This window comes from Caulobacter sp. P1_D6 (genome assembly GCF_056406095.1).
On the sequence record NZ_JBFUAW010000002.1, the window covers coordinates 52,884 to 73,181 of the forward strand.

Here is a 20,298-nt window from a genome sequence, read left to right on the forward strand (position 1 = left end):
TGGAACGGTGAAGCTGCGGGCATGATCTCGATCCTGCTCGCCTTCGCCGTGCTGGCCTCGCCGAATGCGGCGCCGACGCCCCTTTCCCCGCCCGCCCAGGCGGCGCTGGAGGCCTTCCGCGCCAAGATGGACACCGTGCGCGCCCGGCATCGCCAAGCAGGCCCGCCGGAAAGCACCGCCGGCGAGATCGCCCGCATGGTCGAACTCGACCAGACCGCCCGCAAGAGCAAGGACGTCCCCGACAGCCTGAGCGACGCCGAGGCCGAGGCCGCCCAGGCGGCCATGTGGCGCGACATCACCGCTCTCGACGCCGCCAATACCGAACGCCTGAAGGCGCTGGTGCCCAAGGACGGCTGGTTCCGCAACAGTCGCGACGGCGTGCAGACCGCCACCAACGCCTGGCTGATCGTCCAGCACTCGCCCGACAACGCCTTCATGGCCCGCAGCCTGGCCGCCATGGCCCCGCTGGCCCGGCGCGGCGAGGTGAACGGCCACGACTACGCCCTGCTGCTGGACCGGGTGGAGATGTACAAGGGCAAGCCGCAGGTCTACGGCAGCCAGGCGGTGTGCGACGGGACCCGCTGGGCGATCTGGACGACCAAGGACCCCGCCACGGTCGACGCTCGCCGGGCCGCGATCCGCTTCGGCGAGACCCAGGCCGAAACCATCGAACGCCTACCGATCGGCAAGGCCTGCTCCAGACGGTTCGTCCCGCCCAACGCCGGCGGCTAGACGCTCGCCTCAGGCCACGGCGAACGCGGCCTGGGGAGACGCCCGCAACCGGGCGGCGTCGCGGCCCGGCGGCGCGCCGAACAGGCGGGCATATTCGCGGCTGAACTGGCTGGCGCTGTCGTAGCCGACGCTGAAGCCCGCCCCCGCCACGTCGCCCGGCTGGGTCAGCAGCAGGGTCCGGGCGGCCTGCAGGCGCAGTTGCTTCTGGTACTGCAATGGGCTCATGGCGGTGACTGCCTTGAAGTGGCGGTGGAACGAGGCCGGGCTCATCCCCGCCAGGCGCGCCAGGGCCTCCACCTGCATGGGCGCGGCCAGATTGGCCTGCAGCCACTGGATCGCGCGGTTCACCTGCGACAGGCGACTTTCGGCCAGGCCGATCTGCCGGACCATCCCGCCGGTGGGCCCCTGCAGCAGCCGCCACAGCACTTCCCGCTCGAGCATCGGCGCCAGCACCGGAATGTCGGCCGGCCGGTCCAGCAGGCGCAGCAGCCGCAGGATGGCGTCCAGCAGGTCAGGGCCCGCCTCGTTCACCTGCAGGCCGCCCCACGCGACCGGAGTCGCCGGCGCGGGCGCCTCCAGGATCAGGCGGGCGATCTTGGCCGGGTCCAGGACGACGGCGAGCGCCGCATAGGGCGCCTCGACCACCTGGCCGGTGACCGGCAGGTCGACCGACACGGTCAGGAACTTGCCCGCGTCGTAGCGGAACAGGCGGTCGCCCAGCGCCGTGTTCTTCGCCCCGGTGACGATCAGGCACAGCAGCGGTTGATAGACGATCGGCATCGGTTCGGTCGGCGCGCTGGCCAGGAATAGCGTCAGGCCCGGGACGGGCGTCTCCCAGGTCCCCTCGCGGGCATGTCGGTCGAGCAGAGCCCGGATTTCGATCAGCGGATCCATGGTCCGCACATGCGCCCACCCCAGGGCTGGCATCAAGCGCGAACCCACACGGCTGATCGGATCGTGCAAGAGCTTGCGAGCAACGCCCTAACGCTGGTGAGCTAGCAGGGCCTTCAATAGCGCCACAGACAAGGAGATATCCCATGAGCAAGATCTGGTTCGTCACCGGCGCGGCCCGCGGCCTCGGCGCCGAAATTGCCAAGGCGGCCCTGGCCGCCGGCGACCGCGTCGTGGTCACCGGACGCCGCCGCGAGGCGCTGGAAGCCGCGTTCGGGCCCGACAGCGAAACGCTGCTCTCGCTGACCCTCGACGTCACCCGCGAGGCCGACGCCCTGGCGGCGGTCGAGGCGACCCTGGCCCGCTTCGGCCGCATCGACGTGCTGGTCAACAACGCCGGCTACGGCAATCTGGGCCTGTTCGAGGAGACCACCGACGCCGAGGCTCGGGCTCAGTACGACACCAACGTCTTCGGCCTCTACAACGTGACCCGCGCCGTCCTGCCCGCCATGCGCCGCCAGCGCTCGGGTCGGATCTTCAACATCTCGTCGGTCGGCGGCCTGCTGGGCGGCGAAGGCGGTTCGCTCTACTGCGCCGCCAAGTTCGCGGTCGAGGGCTTCTCGGAATCGATCGCCCGGGAGGTCGCGTCGTTCGGCATCCACGTGACGATCGTCGAGCCCGGCTTCTTCCGCACCGACTTCCTCGACCAGACCTCGGTCCAGTACGGCTCGCGCCAGATCGAGGACTATGCCGAGCTGTCGGCCCAGATGAAGGCCTTCTGGGACGCCCGTAACCACGCCCAGGCGGGCGACCCGGCCAAGCTGGGCCGCGTGCTGGTCGACCTGGCCGAGCGCGCCGCCCCGCCGCTGCGCTTCGCCGCCGGCTCGGACGCCGTGGCGATGATCGGCGGCAAGATCGCCAGCCTGCAGGCCGAACTGGACGCCTGGAAGGACCTGTCGGTCACCACCGACGGCGACGACGTCCCGGCTCAAGCGCAGGCCGCGGCCGGAACCTGGGGCTGATCCAAGGGACGGGTCCCGCTCACTTCGTGGGCCGGGGCCCGTCGCCTTCGAAAATGACGACGCCGGAATTGTTCGTGTCGTTCGACTGATTGCGGAACTCGAGCGCCGCCTCGCCTTCCAGGGCCGGATTGGGGCCTTCAGGGCAGGCGCCGCATGGGCGTCCCGCCACAGGCCGCGCAGCCACTTCCAGATCAGGGTCAGGATCATCGCGCCCTCTCAGGACGGTCCTTGCCTCTTTGGGCGCGCCCGACCTTCCCGGGTCGAAGCGCGACCAGCAGAAGCCTGCACCCGAAGGCTGAAACTTCGCCATCGCAATCGAGAATGGCGCCGCTTGGACCTATGCGCCGCGCCCTCGCGCCACCTGGGCCACGCGCTCCAGCACCACGGGACCGGCCGCCGGACCGGCGGCGTAGACGAAGTCGGGATCATCCATCGGCTTGCCCGAGCGGCGATCCACCAGCACCGGCTCGGCGGCAAAGCCCGTGACGGCGTCGACCATATGACTGGCTATGCCCTCGGCCGCGAAGTGGCGGTTGCCGAACGCCATCAGCGCCGTCAGCACCGGCGCGAAATCCCGCGCCAAGTCGGTCGGCACGTATTCGTGGCGCACCGGCCGTTCCTGATAGGGCCGACGCTCCAGGAAACCCGTCTCGACCAGGGCCGCCAGCCGCTGGGTCAGGATGTTGGGCGCCACGCCCAGGCTCTTCTGGAACTGGTCGAACTTCGACACGCCTTGCAGGGCGTCGCGCAGGATCATCAGACTCCAGGTGTCGCCGACGCGCTCCAGCGTACGGCCCACGGGGCATTGTCCAGGATCGAAGGCGCGTCGGGTCATGGCCTTAATATAGGTGATCGCTAGCAAATCGAAAGTTAGTCACTTGCGTTTTGAAAGTGACATACCATTTCAGCGTCACGGCAGGGCCATGGGGCCTCGCCCAACCCCTTCGGGACGAAGACGATGAGCAAGCAAGACATTCGCGGCGCGGCCCTGATCACCGGCGCCTCCACCGGCATCGGCGCCACCTATGCCGACCGCCTGGCCCGCGCCGGCCACGACCTGGTGCTGGTGGCCCGCGACACCGTGCGGCTGGAAGCCCTGGCCGCCAAGCTGAAGGCCGCGACCGGCGTGAAGGTCGACATCATCACCGCCGACCTGACCGACAAGGCCGACCTGGCCAAGGTCGAGGCCCGCCTGGCCGACGACGCCGCGATCGACATCCTGATCAACAACGCCGGCGTCGCCCTCTCCGGACCGTTCGTGGAACAGGACCTGGAGCGGATCGACAGCATGATCCAGCTGAACATCGTCTCGGTGACCCGCCTGGCCCACGCCGCCGGCAAGGCCTTCGCGGCGCGCGACCGCGGCGCGATCGTCAACATCTCGTCCGTGGTCGGCCTGGCCCCAGAACTGCAGATGGCCGTCTACGGCGCGACCAAGGCCTATGTGACCTACTTCACCCAGACCCTGCGCCTGCAACTGAACCCTAACATCCACCTCCAGGCCGTGCTGCCGGGCGCGACCCGCACCGAGATCTGGGACCGTTCGGGCCACGGCGGCGCCGAGGTGCTGGACCCGAACATGCTGATGGAGCTGGACGACCTGGTCGACTCGGCCCTGGCCGGCTTCTTCCAGGGCGAGCTGATCACCATCCCGTCCCTGCCCGACCCGGCCGACTTCGCCGCCTATGACGCGGCCCGGGCCAAGCTGCTGCCGAACCTGTCGCGCAACCGCTCGGCCGAGCGCTACCGGACGGCCGTTCCCGCCTAACTAAAGCCGTCACGACATTGGCGCATCGCGACACTATCTATCGCGTGACGACGAGAGATGACCGGGAGCGAACGCCGCTCCCGGTCGCTTGTCCGCCAACCGAGGAAACCGACATGGCCGCCATTCCGAACCTGGACGAGTTCATTCTCGAGGAAACCGCCGAAGGGATCTTCCTGACCGTCACCGGCGATGACGAGCAGACCCTGAAGCTGCGGGTCACGCTGGACGACCTGGAGGAGATCGTGGAGGTCATCGACGAGGTGTTCGGCCTGGAGGCCGACGACGAGGCGGAAGAAGAGAGCGCGGGCTAACGCCCCGCGGCCTTGTCGATCCCGTCCAGGTCGTCGTCCAGCGCCCGGGTCGCGGCGACCACGGCGGCCACCGCGTGCTTGAAGAAGTCCTGCGGCACGGTGGCGAAGTCGTCGGTGGGCTGGTGGTATTCGGGGTGGTCCTCGACGCCGAAATAGACCCAGGGCACTCCGGCTTCGGCGAACGGTCCTTGGTCGGACTGCTGGGTCCAGTTGTTTTCCTTGCCGTGGGCGTCGGTGTCGTGGCCCAGCAGCAGCTTGACCGGCGCGGTCTTGGCCACGCCGTCCAGCACCGGCTTCAGCCAGGGTTGCGGGCCGGCTCCGCTGACATAGAGCTGGTTGCGGGCGTTCTTGCTGATCATGTCGAAATTGACGGCCAGTCCGATCTTGGCCAGCGGCACGGGCGGATCGGCGACGAACGCCTTGGCGCCCTTCAGCCCGCTCTCCTCGGCGTCGAAGGCGACGATCAGCACGTCGTGGCGCGGCGGCCTGGCCTTGAACGCCTCGGCCACGGCCAGCAGGCCGGCGATCCCCGAGGCGTTGTCGTCGGCCCCGTTATAGACCTGCCCCTTGCGGACCCCCAGGTGGTCGTAGTGGGCCGAGACCACCAGCACCTTGTCCGAGCTGGACGTGCCCTCGATCCGCGCCACCAGGTTCACGCCGGTGACGTCCTTGCCGAAGGTCCTAGGCTTGAAGGTGAACGGCCGCTCGAAGGTCGCGCCTTGCGGCCTCAGCCCGATCTGCTCGAAGCGCTTGACGATATAGGCCCGCGCCTTGGCCCCGCCCGGCGTGCCGACGCCCCGGCCCTCCATGTTGTCGGCGGACAGGATGCGGACGTCGTCCAGCGCGTGGGCGCCGGGTTTGGGCGCGGCGTGGGCAGGGGCCGTGAAGACGAGCGCGAGAGCGGCGGAAGCCAGAAGAAGACGCATGCGGGACCTCGTTGATCCGGCCTTCATGCCGCGCGTCGCCTGAATTCCGCAATGAAATCATCGTCATTTTTCGCCGAGCTCATTTGGCGAAATCGTCCGGGCGCGCGTCGCGGGCCCAGCGCAGGCGCATATCGTCCGGCGCGTGGCTGGCGACGACCGCCGCCCGAACCGTCGCGACGTCGGCCGCGATGCAGTCGTTCGTCTCGCCGTCGGGGCCAAGCCCGGGAGGCAATCGCGGTTCCGCGACTTCGCCACCGATGGCGTCATCGGACCGGTTGCACTGAGCGAACCAGATCAGCGCTTCGGTCATGCGGCCCTCCTTGTCCCGCGTCACCGGTTTGAGGCCGTAATAGTAATAGACCGACCATCCGTCCCGCCGGTCCTCGTACTGGACCAACTGCGGATCCCCCGGCGTCATCAGGAAGGGGTACGACTCCCAGGCGCCAAGCTCGGTGTTGAAGCCCTGAACGGCGTTGAAGCCGGCGGTCACGGCCGGACGGACGAGCGCGCTGTCCACGCAGCGCGGCCATTTTCGAACCGGCTTGCGGGCGTCGAACCGACAAGTGTCGTCGACTCGAACCCACCAACCCTCCCGGGGCATGACCGCGCCCCGCGTGTCCGCCGGCGAGATCAGCGGCGTCTTGGAAACCGCCAGATCGCAGCCGGACAGGGCGGCGGCGGCCAAGGTCATCAGCAGTATGCGAAACAAGCTCACGGCCACCTCACGGAATGATCACGTCACCGTGATCATTCCGTGAGATTCCGTTATCGCGCAAGTCGAGAAAGCAACGTTTCGGCCGGAGCGCGCATTTTTCCGTATGTCCGTTCTTAAGGTTTACACGGCATACCCAGGTCGAGAGATTCGGAGTCTTCCGCCGTGCCCATGTCCTTCCCCGACCTCGAAGCCCGCCTGCACGACGCCTTTCCGGACGCCGAGATCGTGCTGACCGACCTGGCCGGCGACGGCGACCACTACAAGGCGCGGATCGTCTCGCCCGCCTTCCGCGGCCTGAACCGGGTCAAGCAGCATCAGATGGTCAATCGCGCCCTGGCCGACGTGCTGGGCGGGACGCTGCACGCCCTGGCCCTCGAAACCGCCGCTCCCACGGAGTAGACGCCATGCGCTATCGCCCCTTCGGAAGCGCGGGCGTGGCGGTCTCGGCGATCTCGCTGAGGCTCGAGGACCAGCCTCGCCTGCGGGGCGCGGACTGGCGCAAGCTGATCTTCGCGGCGCTGGAAAGCGGCATCAACAGCTTCGAGATCGACGGCGTCTCGCCGGCCCTGATCGAGGGCGCGACCGAGGCCTTCTCGACGGTCGAGCGGCGGCTGCTGTTCATCGGCTGGCGGCTGCGCGGCTCCAGCGACCGCGCCCTGCGGGCCCAGGCCGTCCACGACATGATCGACCAGGCCCTGGATCGCACCGGCCTGGGCCACCTGGACCTGGCCACCTTGGACGACCCGGACAAGAACGCCTTTCCCGCCGAGACCCTGGAGCAGCTGAAGGCCTTGCGCGGCTCGCGGCTGATCCGCCTGCTGGGCGTGGCGGGGGCCGGCGAAAACTTCGACGCCTATGTCGCCTCGGGCCAGTTCGAGGCCATGGCCACGCCGTTCAACCTGGCTTCGGGCTGGGTGGAGCGCAATCGCGTGCGCGCCGCCATGACCCGCGAGATGGCCGTGATCGGCCAGGACTACTGGCCCGACGTGCTGCGCGAGGAGCACAAGGCCAGCTTCCTGCCCAAGCCGTCGCTGTGGCGACGCCGCACCGACCCGCTGGCCGACGTCGGCGGCTATGACTTCCTGCGCAACACGCCGGGCTGGAACGCCCAGCAGATCTGCCTGGCCTACACCCTGACCGAGCCGTCCCTGGCCACCGTCCAGGTCACGGCCAGCACGCCGGCCGAGATCGAGGCCCTGGCCGCCATGGCCGAGCGCGACCTGCCCACCGGCTGCGCCGCCCAGATCGAGATGGCCCGCTTCTCGGCCCAGGAAGCGGCGAAGGCAAAGCGTCGCGCCTGAGGCCCGCAAGGCTTGACCCGGAGGGTCGCGGCGCCTAGCTGAGAGCCTACGCCCAAGGATTTCCTTCCATGACCGACGTCGCCTCCTCCCCCGCCATCGACTTCATCGCCAAGACCGTGGCCGAAAACCCCGTGGTCCTGTTCATGAAGGGCGTGCCGGACCAGCCGCGCTGCGGCTTCTCGTCGATCAGCGTCCAGATCCTCGACCATCTCGGCGTCAGCTTCATCGGCGTCGACGTGCTGCAGGATGACGAGCTGCGCCAGGGCATCAAGACCTTCACCGACTGGCCGACCATTCCCCAGCTCTACGTCAAGGGCGAGTTCATCGGCGGCAGCGACATCGTCCGCGAGATGTTCCAGTCGGGCGAGCTGAAGACCCTGCTGGCCGAGCAAGGCCTCATCGAAGCTTGAGCCGGGTCTTCGTCCCGCCCGGCGACGCGTTCAAGCTGACCTTCGAACCTAAGGCGTCGGAGATCGACGCCAACGGCCACGTCAACAACGTGGTCTACCTGGCCTGGGGCCAGGATCTGGCGATCGCCCATTGGGACGCCTGGGCCACGCCCGAGGAGCGGGCTCCGTGGAGCTGGGTCGCCCGCCGTCACGAGATCGACTACCGCCGCGAACTGCTGCCGAACGAGATCGCCACCGGCTACACCTGGGTGGGCGAGCTGAAGGGCCCGCGCTTCGAGCGCTTCTTCCGCATCGACGGCCCCGACGGCGAGATGTGCGCCCAGAGCCGCACCGACTGGGTGCTGATCGACATCGCCGCCAAGCGCCCGGCGCGGGTGCTGCCCTGGATGGTCGAGCGGTTCACGCCCAAGGGGTGACGGGCTAGCGCGGCGCGCTCACCGGATTGAGAACCGCCAAACGCCCATGCCCCGGCACGCCCAGTTCCTGATAGCTGAAGCGCACGTCCGCCGTCGTTCGCGCCCGCCTGCACAGGTCCAGCCGCTTGCGCGCGAAGGCCACCGTCGGCTGGGGACCGGACCGATCGACATAGAAGGTGAAATCGTCCCGGGTCGTGCAGCCGGTGGAGGCCACCTTCAGGGTCAGCCCCGTCGCGTCGGCCTCCAGGGCGCTCAGGGCCTCCAGTTCGGCTGGAGCGTTCCGTCCGCCGGCCACCAGCGTCACGCCCCCGCGCCCCGCGCAGCCGCCCAAGGCCAGAAACAGCCCCGCGGCCAGCAGTCGGCGTCGGTGGAGGATCATGCAAAGCCTTCTGGGGCGCCTTGGCAAGCAAGGGAAACTGCGCCCTAGTTTGCCCACGGCTCAGCCGCGCGCAACCGACGAGACCCCAGTGTTCCGTAAATTCGCTTCGATCGCTTCGATGGCCATGTGCCTGGCCGCCGCCTCCCCCGCCTTCTCCGCCGACTATAGGGCCCTCGACGCCGAAGCCGCCCGGTTGATGGCGGCCGGCAAGGTCCCGGGCCTGGCCTATGCGGTGATCGAGCACGGCAAGGTCGTCCATGTCAGCGCCCAGGGTTGGCGCAACGTCGACAAGAAGCTGCCCCTGACGACCGACACGATCCTGTACGCCGCCTCGATCAGCAAGGCCGCCTTCGGCCAGTACGTGCTGATGCTGGTCGACGACGGCAAGCTGGACCTGGACACGCCGATCAAGGCCTACCTGCCCAAGCCCCTGCCGGAGTATCCGCGCTACGCCGACCTGGCCGGCGATCCGCGTTGGGAGACGCTGACCCCGCGCATGCTGATGACCCACACCTCGGGCCTGGCGGACCAGCGGTTCTACGACCCGGACAACAAGCTGCGCTTCAACCTCGAGCCCGGGACCCGCTACGCCTATTCCGGCGAGGCGATCAACCTGATGCAGTTCGTGATCGAGCAAGGCTTGGGCCTGAACGTCGGCGACGAGATGCGGAAGCGGATCTTCGCCCCGCTGGGCATGACCCGCAGCAGCATGATCTGGCGCGACGACTTCGCCGGCAACCTGGCGGACGGCTACAAGGCCGACGGCTCGTTCGAGGAGCATGACGCGCGCGGCAGCGTCAAGGCGGCCGGCTCGCTGGACACCTCGATCCACGACCTGGCGCAACTGGCGGCCGCCATGGTCTCGGGCCGGGGGCTGTCAGCCAAGGCGCGGGCCGAGCGGACCAAGCCCAGCTTCCCGATCGTCAGCAAGAACCAGTTCCCGCCGTTCCTGATCGTCGACAATCCCGACAACGCCAGGATCGGCCTGGCGGCCGGCATCGGCGTGGTGGTGTTCGACGGCCCTCAGGGCCACGGCTTCAACAAGGGCGGGCACAACGACATCACCGACAATCAGCTGATCTGCGTGGAGCGCGGCGAGCGTTGCATCGTGCTGCTGACCAACAGCGGCGTCGGGGCGCGGATCTTCCCGCCGCTGGTCAAGGCGGCGCTGGGCGACACGGGCATGCCGTGGACGTGGGAGTACAGCTCGCCGCTGCTGCCCGAAGCGCCCTAGGCGGCCTTCAGGGTCTCGCGCAGGCGGGCGGCGACGTCGCCCAGGGTGATGCGCGACAGGGCCGCGTCGACGTCGGGCGCGCCCTCGGCGGCCATCGAGGTGGCGAGGCCGGCGGTGAAATCGGTGATGGCGGTGATGTGCTGGGCCAGCATGTCGACCATGTGCAGCTCCTGCATGACCTTCAGGCGGCTCTCCAGCGGCACGGCCTCGAGCAGCTGGCCCAGGGCGCTGTCCAGGTGCCCGCATGACACCGCGGCGATCGACATCTCGGCCGACAGGGCCTCCAGCAGGCCGACGATGCCGGTGGTCTTCTCGAGCGTCATGGTCATGGCTTTCCCCCAAGCGTTTCAACCTGATAGCGCGTGGGGCCTTGTCGCATGGTTAAGGCCGGGGGAAACCTGGGCCGGGGCGACGGATTGTCGCGAAACTCAGCTCCAGGGACCGGGCGTGCGGCTCGGGGCCGCCGTCGGCACGGCCGTGCCCACCCGCCCCCGCGTGGCCTGGCCGATGCCCAGCCGCAGCAGAGCCTCGACCCGGTTGTGGGTGGCCGGGTGGGTCGAGAACAGGTTGTCGGCGCCCCTGCCAGACAGCGGATTGATGATGAACAGGTGCGCGGTGGCCGGGTTGCGCTCGGCCTCGTGGTTGACCGCGCCGCCGCGGGCATAGCCCTCGATCTTCTCCAGCGCCCGGGCCAGGGCTTGGCCGTCGCCGGCGATCTCGGCGCCGATCCTGTCGGCCTCGTATTCGCGCGAGCGACTGATGGCCATCTGCACCAGCATGGCGGCGATCGGCGCCAGTATGGCCAGGGCGATCGTCCCGATCAGGCCGCCCGGACGATCCTCGTCGTCGCGCGAACCGCCGAAGAACAGGCCGAAATTGGCCAGGGCCGAGATCGCGCCGGCGATGGTGGCCGTCACGGTCATGGTCAGGGTGTCGCGGTTCTTCACGTGGGCCAGTTCGTGGGCCATGACGCCGCGGATCTCGTCGCGGTCCAGCAGGCCCAGCAGGCCGGTGCTGGCGGCGACGGCCGCGTGGGCCGGATCGCGGCCAGTGGCGAAGGCGTTGGGCTGCTCGCTGTCGATCACCGTGATGCGCGGACGCGGCAGGCCGGCCCGGCGGGCCAGGTCCTCGACGTCGGCGACGTACTGGCGGACCATCGGCACGGGGTGACCGGCGTCGACTTCGACCGCGCCATACATCCGCAGCACGATCTTGTCGGCGTTCCAGTACGAAAACAGGTTCATGCCCACGGCGAACACCAGGGCGATCAGCATGCCGGTCGGGCCGCCGATCATGTAGCCGGCCCCGACGAACAACGCCGTCAGGCCGGCCAGCAGGACGAAGGTCTTGAGGTGGTTCATGGCTCTAGCTTGAGATCCGGGGATCAGTCGAAGATGTCGAACAGGTCGAAGCGCTTCTTCTTGCCGTAGTGGCCCTGGCCTTGATGGCGGCGCTCGTCGTCGTGACGGTAGTCGGGGCGATGGTCGGAACGCTCGCGGGGCCGCTCGTAGTCGGGAAGGCGCGGCGTCGCGGCCTGGGGCTCGCCCCGTTCCATGGCCATCAGCTTCTCCAGCTCGCCGCGGTCCAGCCACACGCCCCGGCATTGGGGGCACATGTCGAACTCGACGCTGGCGCGCTGCACGGCCTGCATGGAGGCGTCGCAATTGGGGCACATCAGAAGCGGCATACGGGAGGGTCCCTGTCCTGTTGATGGACGGGTGTCCTCGAAGCTGAGCCGGCGGTGGAGGGAGGGGGACAACCGGACCCAGACATCGAGAACACCCGATGCGGTCCGACATCACGAGTGCTTGCATCACTCGCCAGAGGGGCCCGGCCCGCTCTTGAAAGTTAGGAGCCCGTTGTGGCGGTTCAAGGGCCAAAAACGAAAAAGGCCCCGGATTTCTCCGGGGCCTTTCCGATCGTCTTCGAGGTCGACGCTTACGAAGCGTAGAATTCGACGACGAGGTTCGGTTCCATCTTCACCGGATACGGCACTTCCGACAGTTCCGGAACGCGCACGTAGGTGGCCGACAGGCCCTTGGCGTCGACGGTGATGTATTCGCAGAAGTCACGTTCGGCCGAAGCCACGGCTTCCAGCACCAGCGCCATGTTGCGCGACTTTTCGCGAACGGCGATCACGTCGCCGATCTTGACGCGGTAGCTGGCGATGTTCACGCGCTTGCCGTTCACGGTCACGTGGCCGTGGTTCACGAACTGGCGGGCGGCGAACACGGTCGGGACGAACTTGGCGCGGTAGACGATGGCGTCCAGGCGCGACTCAAGCAGGCCCACCAGGTTTTCAGCCGTGTTGCCCTTGCGGCGCGCGGCTTCTTCGTAGGTGCGCGAGAATTGCTTCTCGGTCAGGTTGCCGTAGTAGCCCTTCAGCTTTTGCTTGGCGCGCAGCTGCAGACCGAAGTCCGAAACCTTTTGCTTGCGGCGCTGGCCGTGCTGGCCGGGGCCGTAGGACCGCTGGTTCACCGGCGACTTCGGCCGGCCCCAGAGGTTTTCGCCCATACGGCGGTCGATCTTGTACTTGGCGCTATGGCGCTTGGACATAAGTCACTCTTTTAGTTCGATCCGGGCCGGCGCCCTCGAGAGGGTGCGATCTCAACGGCGGCTTCGGGTCATTCCGTCATGCGTTTTTCGCGCCGTCCGGCAAGCCGGCGGCGAGAAGGGGCGGTTTATGACGGAGGGGCGGCGGGGAGTCAACGGCCGGTCGCGACGGCGGTGTTCATCAGGCCCGGCGTGAACCGCGTCAGCGATCGGGCCACCTCGATCGGATAGACGCCCATGGCCCGGGGGCTGTAGCCCTTCCAGCGCCCGACCCAGGGCGTCAGATTGTCGAGCACGTACCTGTCGTCGATCACCAGCACGGCGTGGGCCTGCTTGCCGTAGCCGAACACCGCCAATTGCATGCGCGAGCTGCTCCAGCCCAGCCGCTGGAGGATGCGGGCCTTGGTCAGGGCGTAGTCCTCGCAGTCGCCCTTGCCGTCCGGCGGATTCTCGACCCAGACGTCGTCGACCCCGTAGTGGTCCAGGTCGTTGGTGATCGCGATGGCCTTGTTGGTTTCGCGGGTGACGCATTGCAGTTGCGCCTCGCCGGTCAGGGCCGCGCAATGGGCCGCCCGCGCCCTGGCGCTGGAACCCACGATGTAGGCCGCCACGAGGAAGCCGCACAGCGCGCCGAAGCCCGCGCCCACCAGGAACGCATGGCGCAGCGTCACGGCGCGACGCCCTCGAAGCAATTGCGGTCGATTTCTCCAGTCAGGGCCGGATTGCCCCATGGAACATCTTGGCAAGGATCAAATAAGCTGATCGGGTAAGCCAACATCGTACGCAACCGCACTGGTGCAATAACGCCCTTGCACAACGATATGTTGACTCAGAAAGATCGACTTGGCAACTTTCAGGCAATCTTGACCGTAATTGTCCAAGTAATTCGGCGATATACACAAACTGTTGACTAACTAATTGGCGCCAGATCGCGCATAAACTGATCAAAATGATCAGATAATCTTGCTAAGCAAGCGACCCATTTGAAGCCGCCCCCGCGGAATGCGGAAATGCGAGGCCCGACGCGGCTTCTAGAGCTTGACCGCGTGCCACGCCACGTGGTCGCCGATGAAGGTGGCGATGAAGAAATAGCTGTGGTCGTAGCCTTCCTGGCGACGGACGGTGACCTTGCGGCCGGCCTTGGCGGCGGCGGCTTCGATCAACTCGGGCTTCAGCTGGCTTGCCAGGAAGCTGTCGGCCAGACCCTGGTCGATTAGGATCTCGTCGAAGCTCGCCCCCGCCCCGTCCTCGATCAGGGCGGTGGCGTCATGGGCTCGCCAGGCGGCGCGGTCGGGGCCCAGATAGGCGGTCATCGCCTTGTCGCCCCACGGGCAGTTCAGCGGCGAGACGATCGGCGAGAACGCGCTGACCGACTTGAATAGCTCCGGATTGCGCAGGGCGATCGTCAGGGCCCCGTGACCGCCCATCGAGTGGCCGAAGATCCCGCGCCGGGCCGGGTCCAGCGGGAAGGCGCCGTCGACGGCCTCCAGCAGGTCCTTGGTGACGTAGGAATACATGCGGAAGTGCGGGGCCCACGGCGCCTGGGTGGCGTCGACATAGAACCCCGCCCCCTGCCCCAGGTCGTAGGCCGGATCGTCGGCCACGCCTTCGCCGCGCGGGCTGGTGTCCGGCGCGACGATGGCCACGCCGTGCCTGGCCGCGTGCTCGTAGACCCCCGACTTGGTGGTGAAGTTGTCCTCGGTGCAGGTCAGGCCCGACAGCCAGACAAGGTAGGGGAACGGCCCCTCCCCGCCATTCGTGTCTGTATCGGGCGTCCACACCGTGAACTTCATCGCCGTGCCGGTGCTGGCGCTATCGTGCCGGCAGTAGCGCAGCGTACCGCCCTGGGTGCGGTGGGTGGCGAGGATTTCGACGGTCATCCTAGAACGTCACCACCGTCCGGATGCTCTCGCCGGCGTGCATCAGGTCGAACGCCTCGTTGATGCGCTCCAGCGGCAGGACGTGGGTGATCATCGGGTCGATCTGGATCTTGCCGTCCATGTACCAGTCGACGATCTTCGGGGTGTCGGTGCGGCCGCGCGCCCCGCCGAAGGCCGTGCCCTTCCAGACCCGGCCGGTGACCAGCTGGAACGGCCGCGTGGCGATCTCCTTGCCGGCCTCGGCCACGCCGATGATGATGCTCTCGCCCCAGCCGCGATGGCAGGCCTCCAGCGCCTGGCGCATGACCGTGGTGTTGCCCGTGGCGTCGAAGGTGTAGTCCGCCCCGCCGTCGGTCAGGGCGACCAGGTGGGCGACCAGATCGCCGTCGATGGTCTTCGGGTTGACGAAGTGGGTCATGCCGAACTGGCGGCCCCACGCCTCGCGGTCCGGGTTCAGGTCCACGCCGACGATCATGTTGGCGCCGATCAGCTTCAGGCCCTGGATGACGTTGAGGCCGATGCCGCCCAGGCCGAAGACGATGGCGTTGGCGCCCGGCTCGACCTTGGCGGTGTTGACCACCGCGCCCACGCCCGTGGTCACGCCGCAGCCACAGTAGCAGGCCGACTTGAACGGCGCGTCCTTGCGGATACGCGCCACGGCGATCTCGGGCAGGACCGTGAAGTTCGAGAAGGTCGAGCAGCCCATGTAGTGGTGAATGGTCTGGCCCTTGTAGGAGAAGCGGCTGGTGCCGTCCGGCATCAGCCCCTTGCCCTGGGTGGCGCGGATGGCCGTGCAGAGGTTGGTCTTGCCGCTGAGGCAGCTTTTGCACTGGCGGCATTCGGGCGTGTAGAGCGGGATCACGTGGTCGCCGACCGCCAGGCTGGTGACGCCGGGGCCGACCTCGACCACCACGCCCGCGCCCTCGTGGCCCAGGATCGAGGGGAACAGGCCCTCGCTGTCCAGGCCGTCCAGCGTGTAGGCGTCGGTGTGGCAGACGCCCGTGGCCTTGATCTCGATCAGCACCTCGCCGGCCTTGGGGCCTTCCAGGTCGACCTCGACGATCTCCAGCGGCTGCTTGGCGGCGAAGGCGACGGCGGCGCGGGTTTTCATGGCGAGGTCTCCGGATTTCGAGTCGGCGGCACCTTGCCAAGGCTTGGCGGCGCGAACCAGTCCCGTCGGGCGACGATCGCCAGCTACCGTTCCATATCATGTAAAAAATAATTGACATCATGACGCGCACGGCGCACTCAATGTTAGAAATATTTTACATAACAGGAGCCGATAATGGCGTTGCGCGAAAAGAGTGCGTGGATTTCGTTCTGGACGACCCTGGTCGTCTACGGAGCCTATTTCGCCTATGTGGGCCAGGCTGCGGCCGTCGGTCGGCCGGTGGGGTTCGCCGGGCCGCTGACCACCTGCATCTTCGTGCTGGTGGTGCTGCAGGTGGGGCTGCAAATCGTCATGGCCGCCCTGACTCGCGAGCCGCGCGGTCCGCAGGACGAGCGCGAACGGCTGATCGACCTGACCGCCTCGACCCGCGCCTTCTATGTGCTGCAGGTGGCGGCCATGGGCGCGGCGGTGACGGTCTATTTCTTCGACAAGGCCCTGATGGCCAACGCGGTGATCCTGGCCCTGGCGGTGTCGGAGCTGGCCCGGCACGGCGGGATCATCCTCGGCTACCGGCGGGCCTGCTGATGCCCGCCCCGCCCCCGATCCGCAACGACATCCGCCGCCTGCGCTTCGAGCACGGCGAGATGACCCAGGCCGACCTGGCGCTGCGCATCGGCATGACCCGCCAGACCATCGCCGCCATCGAACAGGGCAAGTACTCGCCGTCGCTGGAAGCCGCGTTCAGGATCGCCCAGGTGTTCGGCGTGGGGATCGAGCGGGTGTTCCAGTGGGAGGGTTAGCTCAGACCTTCTCCACCGGTTTGAACCGGAACTGCCCATTCAGCAGTTCAGGCTTCGGCAGGTAGGTCCGCAGGTACATCGCGAACGGCCCCGACTTCGGCGCGGGCAGCCAGTTGGCGGTGCGGTCGCCGCCGGGGTCGGTGCGGCCGATCCACAGGTCCAGCGAGCCGTCGGCGTCGCGCTTCAGGCCCGGCGTGCGGTCGCCGATCGCGTAGCGGTTCGGTTTGTTGTCGGTGAAGAAGAACTGCCCGTCGTCGGTGGCCTCGTACATCGACAGCGACCAGAAGCCGTCCAGCGGCATCCGGGCGGGCAGGCTCAGGCGGTAGAGGCCGTCGCCGGTGAACAGCCCCGCCCCGTCGTCGCCGGCCGCCTTCATGTACATGGCCTCGGCCACGGGCAACGCGCCCAGCCCCGCCAGGGCGACCACCGCGCGGTAGATGTAGTCCTGGCCGTAGTCGCCGAGATTGGCGCGCGGATAGGCCCAGCCGTCGGTGAAGGTCTGCCGGCCCTTGGCGAAGCGGGTGATCGTCCGGGCCTGGTCGGCGCCCGCCGCCATGGCCTTCGTTTCGTCGGTTGGTCGGCCGAGCATGTCCTTGGCCCTGAACGGCGGGGTCAGCAGCCCGCGCGCTCGGCGGAGCAAGGCCTGGTCCGTCGCCGGAGGCGGGTCGGCGGCCAGCAGCGCCCGGGCGCTGTCGAAATAGTCGCCGGCGTCGGCGTCGCGCCCAGCATAGGCCGGCGTCGGCGGCGGCTTCGGACCGGTCAGGACGAAGCCGTCCTGGATCCTGTGCACGGCCGCCGCATCGGCCGCGTCATTGACCAGCGTGCGGATCAGCAGCCAGGCGTGCGGCGTGGCCACCCGCACAGGATTGGGTCCCTTGGCCGCCTGCCCCGGCCCGACCAGCGTGAAGGTCCCGCCCTCCCCGCCTACAGTCCGCAGGCCCAGCACGGCGTTGTTGTTGGTGAACATGTCCATGATCGCCGCCGACCAGTAGCGCGCCCCGGTGGCGGGGACCGTCAGGGTCACCGGTCCCTGGGTCAGATCCAGGAAAGCGCTCGAATAGAGCGTGTCGTTGTTGGGCGTGGTCACCCAGCGCGAGGCGTGTGTGCTGAGGTCGCGGGTGTGGGTCAGCCTGTTGATCGCCGCGCCCGGCGTCTTAAGCAGGCGCGCCCGGGTGGTGGCCATCTCGATCAGCGGCAGGGCGTAGAGCCAGGCCTCGGCGGCGGTCGAGATCTGCCGGCCCTGGGCCACGGCCAGTCCGCCTATCCCAGCCAGACCCACGGCGCCCGCGCTCAGCAGCAACTTCCGACGGTTCATGCCGCCCTCCCCAACGTTTGTTTGATTGGAGAAGACGACGGAAGGGGCCGGCCGGCAATAGGCTTGCGGGGACCAAAAACATCCGTCTCCCCGGCGAAGGCCGGGGCCCAGGTGAAACCCATGAGAGGCTCAGGGTGAATCTGGATCCCGGCCTTCGCCGGGAAAACGGACTGGAAAAGCTACTCTTCGACGTCCGGCTTCTCGGCGTTCGCCGCCTTCTGCGCCGCCAGCTTGGCCAGCACCCGGCCTCGGCCGCGCGACAGGGCGGTGACCACGCCGCGGAAGGTGCGGACCTCCTGCTCGGTCAGCCGGGCCCGGGCCAGCGGGGCGCGCAGGTTGCGGACCATCGACGGCTTCTTCTCGGGCGGATGATAGAAGCCCGCCTTCTCCAGCTCGTCCTCCAACTGGCCGTACAGGCCCAGCAGGCTGGACTGGTCGGCCGGCTCGGCGACGTTGTACTCGAACCGCGACCACGGCCGGTCGTCGACCGTCATCTTCCATTCGTAGGCGTTGATCGACACCGCCTGGGCCAGGTTCAGCGACCGGAAGCGCTCGTCGATCGGGATCGAGACGATGGCCTGGCACAGGGCGATGTCGTCGGTCTCCAGCCCCGCCCGCTCGCCGCCGAACAGCAGGCCCACGGCGTAGCCCTGGGCGACGTCGGCCGCCAGGTGGCCGGCGGCCTCGCGCGGCGTGTAGACCGGCAGGCGGGTCTCGCGCGGGCGGGCCGTGGTCGCGAACACCAGCTTCAGGTCGGCGATCGCCTCTTCCAGGGTGTCGAACACCTTGGCGTTGTCGAGCGGCCAGGTGGCGCCCGAGGCGCTGGGCCAGGCGCGTTCCTGGGGCCAGCCGTCGCGCGGCTTGACCAGGCGCAGGTCGGCGAGGCCGAAATTGGCCATCACGCGGGCGACCGCGCCGATGTTCTCGGCCATCTGCGGATGGTTCAGGATCACGCAGGGCGGGGGAAATTCAGAGCTCATCGCCACCCTTTGCCGCCGGACCGCCGCGCGGTGCAAGCCCCACAATGGCGGTTCATGCGTTTAGCGACGGTCCAGTTCCGCTGAAGCTAGCCGAGACTCTCATGTTCCGACGCGCCGCCGCCCTTCTCCTGACCCTTGTGCTGGCCGGCTGCGGCGAACCCCCAATGCTGGGCCAGACGGACCCGTTGTTCGACCGCCAGAAGATGACGGCCGACTTCCAGCCCATCGCCGACCGCGTCGCGCCGGGCCGATTGGGCGTGGCGGTCGAGGACCTGGGCACCGGTCAGATCATCTCGTTCAACGGCGAACAGCGCTTCCCCCTGCAGGCCATTTTCACGGCCCCACTGGGCGCGGCGGTGATGGCCGAGGTCGAGGCCAAGCGGATGCGGCTGGACGACGTGCTGCTGATCGAGGACGTCGATCTGTCCCCGCCCCCCAGCGCCATCGCCGACGCCTGGTCGGGCCCCACGAGCTACACCGTCCAGGACCTGCTGCGGCGCGCGATCGCCGACGGCGACAACACCGCCGCCGACATCCTGATGAAGCGGGCGGGCGGCCCCGGCGCGGTCACCGCCTGGCTGCAGGGCCGCAAGGTCAACGGGCTGGACATCGACCGCTACCAGCGCCAGCTGCAGCCCGACAGCCTGGGCCTGGCTTCGTTCCGCGCCGGCTGGAAGGGCGAGGCCGCCTACCGCGCCGCCCTCGACAAGGTGCCGCCCGCCGAACGCAGCCGCGCGATCCGGGCCTATCTGAACGACCCGCGCGACACCGCCACGCCCCTGGGCCTCCTGCGGTTCCTGGAGGCCATGAACCAGGCCGAGTTGCTTGGACCGGACTCGCGCCGCCTGCTGGGCCGGACGATCAGCCAGACCAAGGGCGGCGCCAACCGCCTGCGCGCCGCCCTGCCCGACGGCGCCCGCCTGACCCACCTGCCCGCCACGGCCCGCACCGACCAGGGCTTCACGCCCGTGGTCAACGACATCGGCGTCTACACCCTGAAGGACGGCCGCAAGTTCGCCGTCGTGGCCTTCGTCTCCGGCTCGCCCCTGCCGATCGCCGAGCAGGAAAAGGCCATCGCCGACGTCGGGCGGGTGGTGATCAAGGCGGCGAAATAGCCAGGTCCAGGCCGTATTCCAGAAACCGGGTCTCGCGCGTCCAGCCCAGGCGTTCGTACAGGGCGCGGGCCGGCAGGTTGTCGACGCCGGTGACCAGGGACAGGCCGGCCGCCCCGGCCTCGCGGGCCATGGCGGCGGCGGCCTCCACCAGCCGCTCGCCCGCTCCGCCACGTCGCCGGCCCGGCTCGACATAGAGGTCGTTGAGGATGAAGGTCGCCGCCGTCCGGATCGACGAGAAGCTGGGATACAGCTGCACGAAGCCGACGGCCTCGCCGTCCTCCACGGCCAGCAGTACCACCGACTGCCCCCGCGCCAGCCGCTCGCCCAGGAACCGGCGGGCGCCGGCTTCGTCGGAGGGCCGGCCGTAGAACTGGCGATAGCGATCGAACAATGGGACCAGCCTTGGCAGGTCGTCCTGGGCGGCAAGGCGGATCTCCAT

The 20,298-nt window shown here is 68.5% G+C and carries 27 protein-coding genes; 12 read left to right on the forward strand and 15 right to left on the reverse strand.

The genetic code is table 11. The features are described from left to right. The first annotated feature begins 21 nt into the window (after positions 1-21). Positions 22-732, forward strand: coding sequence for a DUF6624 domain-containing protein (locus tag AC1DYP_RS01000; RefSeq protein WP_477044742.1), 711 nt, complete (start codon positions 22-24; stop codon positions 730-732). Between the two features lie 9 nt (positions 733-741). Here AC1DYP_RS01000 and AC1DYP_RS01005 read toward each other — a convergent pair whose 3' ends face one another. Then, positions 742-1,626, reverse strand: coding sequence for an AraC family transcriptional regulator (locus tag AC1DYP_RS01005; RefSeq protein WP_477044743.1), 885 nt, complete (start codon positions 1,624-1,626; stop codon positions 742-744). A 143-nt stretch (positions 1,627-1,769) separates the two neighbouring features. Between AC1DYP_RS01005 and AC1DYP_RS01010 the strand changes: the two genes are divergently transcribed. Further along, complete coding sequence (locus AC1DYP_RS01010; RefSeq protein WP_477044744.1) at positions 1,770-2,645, forward strand: oxidoreductase; 876 nt, start codon at positions 1,770-1,772, stop codon at positions 2,643-2,645. A 337-nt stretch (positions 2,646-2,982) separates the two neighbouring features. Here the strand turns inward: AC1DYP_RS01010 and AC1DYP_RS01015 are convergent, their stop codons facing one another. After that, complete coding sequence (locus AC1DYP_RS01015; RefSeq protein ID WP_477044745.1) at positions 2,983-3,444, reverse strand: winged helix-turn-helix transcriptional regulator; 462 nt, start codon at positions 3,442-3,444, stop codon at positions 2,983-2,985. Between the two features lie 159 nt (positions 3,445-3,603). Between AC1DYP_RS01015 and AC1DYP_RS01020 the strand changes: the two genes are divergently transcribed. Both AC1DYP_RS01020 and AC1DYP_RS01025 read left to right on the forward strand, forming a co-directional pair. Continuing rightward, entirely contained in the window at positions 3,604-4,413 is an 810-nt protein-coding gene (locus AC1DYP_RS01020; protein WP_477044746.1) for an SDR family NAD(P)-dependent oxidoreductase, read from the forward strand. A gap of 113 nt (positions 4,414-4,526) precedes the next feature. Next, a complete protein-coding gene (locus AC1DYP_RS01025) occupies positions 4,527-4,724 on the forward strand; it encodes a hypothetical protein (RefSeq protein WP_165188850.1) in 198 nt (65 codons plus the stop codon). Here the strand turns inward: AC1DYP_RS01025 and AC1DYP_RS01030 are convergent. Next, positions 4,721-5,650 carry a M20/M25/M40 family metallo-hydrolase gene (locus AC1DYP_RS01030; RefSeq protein ID WP_477044747.1) on the reverse strand — a complete coding sequence of 310 codons (930 nt, stop codon included), beginning with the start codon at positions 5,648-5,650 and terminating at the stop codon, positions 4,721-4,723. The genes AC1DYP_RS01025 and AC1DYP_RS01030 overlap by 4 nt on opposite strands. Before the next feature lie 79 nt (positions 5,651-5,729). Continuing rightward, a complete protein-coding gene (locus tag AC1DYP_RS01035) occupies positions 5,730-6,341 on the reverse strand; it encodes a hypothetical protein (protein ID WP_477044748.1) in 612 nt (203 codons plus the stop codon). 186 nt (positions 6,342-6,527) lie between these two features. Between AC1DYP_RS01035 and AC1DYP_RS01040 the strand changes: the two genes are divergently transcribed. The 4 genes from AC1DYP_RS01040 to AC1DYP_RS01055 all read left to right on the forward strand — a co-directional run bounded on the left by AC1DYP_RS01040 (position 6,528) and on the right by AC1DYP_RS01055 (position 8,492). Next, complete coding sequence (locus AC1DYP_RS01040; protein ID WP_477034703.1) at positions 6,528-6,764, forward strand: BolA/IbaG family iron-sulfur metabolism protein; 237 nt, start codon at positions 6,528-6,530, stop codon at positions 6,762-6,764. A 5-nt stretch (positions 6,765-6,769) separates the two neighbouring features. Further along, positions 6,770-7,666: an aldo-keto reductase family protein gene (locus AC1DYP_RS01045; protein ID WP_477044749.1), complete on the forward strand. Its 897-nt coding sequence runs from the start codon at positions 6,770-6,772 to the stop codon at positions 7,664-7,666. 68 nt (positions 7,667-7,734) lie between these two features. After that, positions 7,735-8,076 carry a Grx4 family monothiol glutaredoxin gene (grxD, locus tag AC1DYP_RS01050; protein ID WP_477034705.1) on the forward strand — a complete coding sequence of 114 codons (342 nt, stop codon included), beginning with the start codon at positions 7,735-7,737 and terminating at the stop codon, positions 8,074-8,076. Continuing rightward, positions 8,073-8,492: an acyl-CoA thioesterase gene (locus AC1DYP_RS01055; protein ID WP_477044750.1), complete on the forward strand. Its 420-nt coding sequence runs from the start codon at positions 8,073-8,075 to the stop codon at positions 8,490-8,492. The genes grxD and AC1DYP_RS01055 overlap by 4 nt, the downstream gene beginning before the upstream one ends. A gap of 4 nt (positions 8,493-8,496) precedes the next feature. Here AC1DYP_RS01055 and AC1DYP_RS01060 read toward each other — a convergent pair whose 3' ends face one another. Further along, entirely contained in the window at positions 8,497-8,871 is a 375-nt protein-coding gene (locus AC1DYP_RS01060) for a hypothetical protein (protein WP_477044751.1), read from the reverse strand. An 88-nt stretch (positions 8,872-8,959) separates the two neighbouring features. Between AC1DYP_RS01060 and AC1DYP_RS01065 the strand changes: the two genes are divergently transcribed. Further along, the gene (locus tag AC1DYP_RS01065) at positions 8,960-10,105 is read left to right on the forward strand and encodes a serine hydrolase domain-containing protein (protein ID WP_477044752.1); all 1,146 of its coding nucleotides are present in this window, start codon (positions 8,960-8,962) and stop codon (positions 10,103-10,105) included. Here the strand turns inward: AC1DYP_RS01065 and AC1DYP_RS01070 are convergent. From AC1DYP_RS01070 to AC1DYP_RS01100, 7 genes are all read right to left on the reverse strand, one after another. Further along, the gene (locus AC1DYP_RS01070; protein WP_477044753.1) at positions 10,102-10,434 is read right to left on the reverse strand and encodes a hypothetical protein; all 333 of its coding nucleotides are present in this window, start codon (positions 10,432-10,434) and stop codon (positions 10,102-10,104) included. The two genes, AC1DYP_RS01065 and AC1DYP_RS01070, sit on opposite strands and share 4 nt — an antisense overlap. Before the next feature lie 99 nt (positions 10,435-10,533). After that, positions 10,534-11,466 carry a zinc metalloprotease HtpX gene (gene htpX, locus AC1DYP_RS01075; protein ID WP_477044754.1) on the reverse strand — a complete coding sequence of 311 codons (933 nt, stop codon included), beginning with the start codon at positions 11,464-11,466 and terminating at the stop codon, positions 10,534-10,536. Positions 11,467-11,489: 23 nt separating this feature from the next. Beyond that, positions 11,490-11,792 (reverse strand): TFIIB-type zinc ribbon-containing protein, encoded by a 303-nt coding sequence (locus AC1DYP_RS01080; protein ID WP_477034711.1) that lies wholly within the window; start codon positions 11,790-11,792, stop codon positions 11,490-11,492. 251 nt (positions 11,793-12,043) lie between these two features. After that, on the reverse strand, positions 12,044-12,661 hold the full coding sequence (rpsD, locus tag AC1DYP_RS01085; protein ID WP_477034712.1) for a 30S ribosomal protein S4: 618 nt from the start codon (positions 12,659-12,661) through the stop codon (positions 12,044-12,046). 149 nt (positions 12,662-12,810) lie between these two features. Further along, entirely contained in the window at positions 12,811-13,329 is a 519-nt protein-coding gene (locus tag AC1DYP_RS01090) for a transglutaminase-like cysteine peptidase (protein ID WP_477044755.1), read from the reverse strand. A 360-nt stretch (positions 13,330-13,689) separates the two neighbouring features. Continuing rightward, entirely contained in the window at positions 13,690-14,538 is an 849-nt protein-coding gene (fghA, locus tag AC1DYP_RS01095) for an S-formylglutathione hydrolase (RefSeq protein WP_477044756.1), read from the reverse strand. Between the two features lies 1 nt (position 14,539). Then, entirely contained in the window at positions 14,540-15,649 is a 1,110-nt protein-coding gene (locus tag AC1DYP_RS01100; RefSeq protein WP_477044757.1) for an S-(hydroxymethyl)glutathione dehydrogenase/class III alcohol dehydrogenase, read from the reverse strand. Positions 15,650-15,823: 174 nt separating this feature from the next. Here AC1DYP_RS01100 and AC1DYP_RS01105 point away from each other — a divergent pair, with 174 nt between their 5' ends. Together AC1DYP_RS01105 and AC1DYP_RS01110 are read left to right on the forward strand one after the other, a co-directional pair. Next, positions 15,824-16,234 (forward strand): hypothetical protein, encoded by a 411-nt coding sequence (locus tag AC1DYP_RS01105; protein ID WP_477044758.1) that lies wholly within the window; start codon positions 15,824-15,826, stop codon positions 16,232-16,234. Continuing rightward, positions 16,234-16,449, forward strand: a complete 216-nt coding sequence (locus AC1DYP_RS01110; RefSeq protein WP_477034716.1) for a helix-turn-helix transcriptional regulator — start codon at positions 16,234-16,236, stop codon at positions 16,447-16,449. The genes AC1DYP_RS01105 and AC1DYP_RS01110 overlap by 1 nt, the downstream gene beginning before the upstream one ends. A 1-nt stretch (position 16,450) precedes the next feature. Here AC1DYP_RS01110 and AC1DYP_RS01115 read toward each other — a convergent pair whose 3' ends face one another. Together AC1DYP_RS01115 and AC1DYP_RS01120 are read right to left on the reverse strand one after the other, a co-directional pair. Next, on the reverse strand, positions 16,451-17,764 hold the full coding sequence (locus tag AC1DYP_RS01115; protein ID WP_477044759.1) for a DUF1254 domain-containing protein: 1,314 nt from the start codon (positions 17,762-17,764) through the stop codon (positions 16,451-16,453). 179 nt (positions 17,765-17,943) lie between these two features. Next, on the reverse strand, positions 17,944-18,744 hold the full coding sequence (locus AC1DYP_RS01120) for an RNA methyltransferase (RefSeq protein WP_477044760.1): 801 nt from the start codon (positions 18,742-18,744) through the stop codon (positions 17,944-17,946). 101 nt (positions 18,745-18,845) lie between these two features. On the opposite strand from AC1DYP_RS01120, the gene AC1DYP_RS01125 reads away from it, so the two are divergent. Continuing rightward, positions 18,846-19,859, forward strand: a complete 1,014-nt coding sequence (locus AC1DYP_RS01125; RefSeq protein WP_477044761.1) for a serine hydrolase — start codon at positions 18,846-18,848, stop codon at positions 19,857-19,859. Here the strand turns inward: AC1DYP_RS01125 and AC1DYP_RS01130 are convergent. Further along, a complete protein-coding gene (locus AC1DYP_RS01130) occupies positions 19,843-20,298 on the reverse strand; it encodes an N-acetyltransferase family protein (RefSeq protein WP_477044762.1) in 456 nt (151 codons plus the stop codon). The genes AC1DYP_RS01125 and AC1DYP_RS01130 overlap by 17 nt on opposite strands.

Bases quoted from the DNA above. Each gene is read 5' to 3' on its own strand.
- AC1DYP_RS01000 (WP_477044742.1), top strand. From the start codon at position 22: ATGATCTCGATCCTGCTCGCCTTCGCCGTGCTGGCCTCGCCGAATGCG.
- AC1DYP_RS01020 (WP_477044746.1), top strand. From the start codon at position 3,604: ATGAGCAAGCAAGACATTCGCGGCGCGGCCCTGATCACCGGCGCCTCC.
- AC1DYP_RS01130 (WP_477044762.1), bottom strand. From the start codon at position 20,298: ATGGAGATCCGCCTTGCCGCCCAGGACGACCTGCCAAGGCTGGTCCCA.
- AC1DYP_RS01100 (WP_477044757.1), bottom strand. From the start codon at position 15,649: ATGAAAACCCGCGCCGCCGTCGCCTTCGCCGCCAAGCAGCCGCTGGAG.
- grxD (WP_477034705.1), top strand. From the start codon at position 7,735: ATGACCGACGTCGCCTCCTCCCCCGCCATCGACTTCATCGCCAAGACC.
- rpsD (WP_477034712.1), bottom strand. From the start codon at position 12,661: ATGTCCAAGCGCCATAGCGCCAAGTACAAGATCGACCGCCGTATGGGC.
- AC1DYP_RS01125 (WP_477044761.1), top strand. From the start codon at position 18,846: ATGTTCCGACGCGCCGCCGCCCTTCTCCTGACCCTTGTGCTGGCCGGC.
- htpX (WP_477044754.1), bottom strand. From the start codon at position 11,466: ATGAACCACCTCAAGACCTTCGTCCTGCTGGCCGGCCTGACGGCGTTG.
- AC1DYP_RS01030 (WP_477044747.1), bottom strand. From the start codon at position 5,650: ATGCGTCTTCTTCTGGCTTCCGCCGCTCTCGCGCTCGTCTTCACGGCC.
- fghA (WP_477044756.1), bottom strand. From the start codon at position 14,538: ATGACCGTCGAAATCCTCGCCACCCACCGCACCCAGGGCGGTACGCTG.
- AC1DYP_RS01110 (WP_477034716.1), top strand. From the start codon at position 16,234: ATGCCCGCCCCGCCCCCGATCCGCAACGACATCCGCCGCCTGCGCTTC.
- AC1DYP_RS01070 (WP_477044753.1), bottom strand. From the start codon at position 10,434: ATGACCATGACGCTCGAGAAGACCACCGGCATCGTCGGCCTGCTGGAG.
- AC1DYP_RS01080 (WP_477034711.1), bottom strand. From the start codon at position 11,792: ATGCCGCTTCTGATGTGCCCCAATTGCGACGCCTCCATGCAGGCCGTG.
- AC1DYP_RS01045 (WP_477044749.1), top strand. From the start codon at position 6,770: ATGCGCTATCGCCCCTTCGGAAGCGCGGGCGTGGCGGTCTCGGCGATC.
- AC1DYP_RS01105 (WP_477044758.1), top strand. From the start codon at position 15,824: ATGGCGTTGCGCGAAAAGAGTGCGTGGATTTCGTTCTGGACGACCCTG.
- AC1DYP_RS01120 (WP_477044760.1), bottom strand. From the start codon at position 18,744: ATGAGCTCTGAATTTCCCCCGCCCTGCGTGATCCTGAACCATCCGCAG.
- AC1DYP_RS01060 (WP_477044751.1), bottom strand. From the start codon at position 8,871: ATGATCCTCCACCGACGCCGACTGCTGGCCGCGGGGCTGTTTCTGGCC.
- AC1DYP_RS01010 (WP_477044744.1), top strand. From the start codon at position 1,770: ATGAGCAAGATCTGGTTCGTCACCGGCGCGGCCCGCGGCCTCGGCGCC.
- AC1DYP_RS01115 (WP_477044759.1), bottom strand. From the start codon at position 17,764: ATGAACCGTCGGAAGTTGCTGCTGAGCGCGGGCGCCGTGGGTCTGGCT.
- AC1DYP_RS01005 (WP_477044743.1), bottom strand. From the start codon at position 1,626: ATGGATCCGCTGATCGAAATCCGGGCTCTGCTCGACCGACATGCCCGC.
- AC1DYP_RS01035 (WP_477044748.1), bottom strand. From the start codon at position 6,341: ATGACCTTGGCCGCCGCCGCCCTGTCCGGCTGCGATCTGGCGGTTTCC.
- AC1DYP_RS01025 (WP_165188850.1), top strand. From the start codon at position 4,527: ATGGCCGCCATTCCGAACCTGGACGAGTTCATTCTCGAGGAAACCGCC.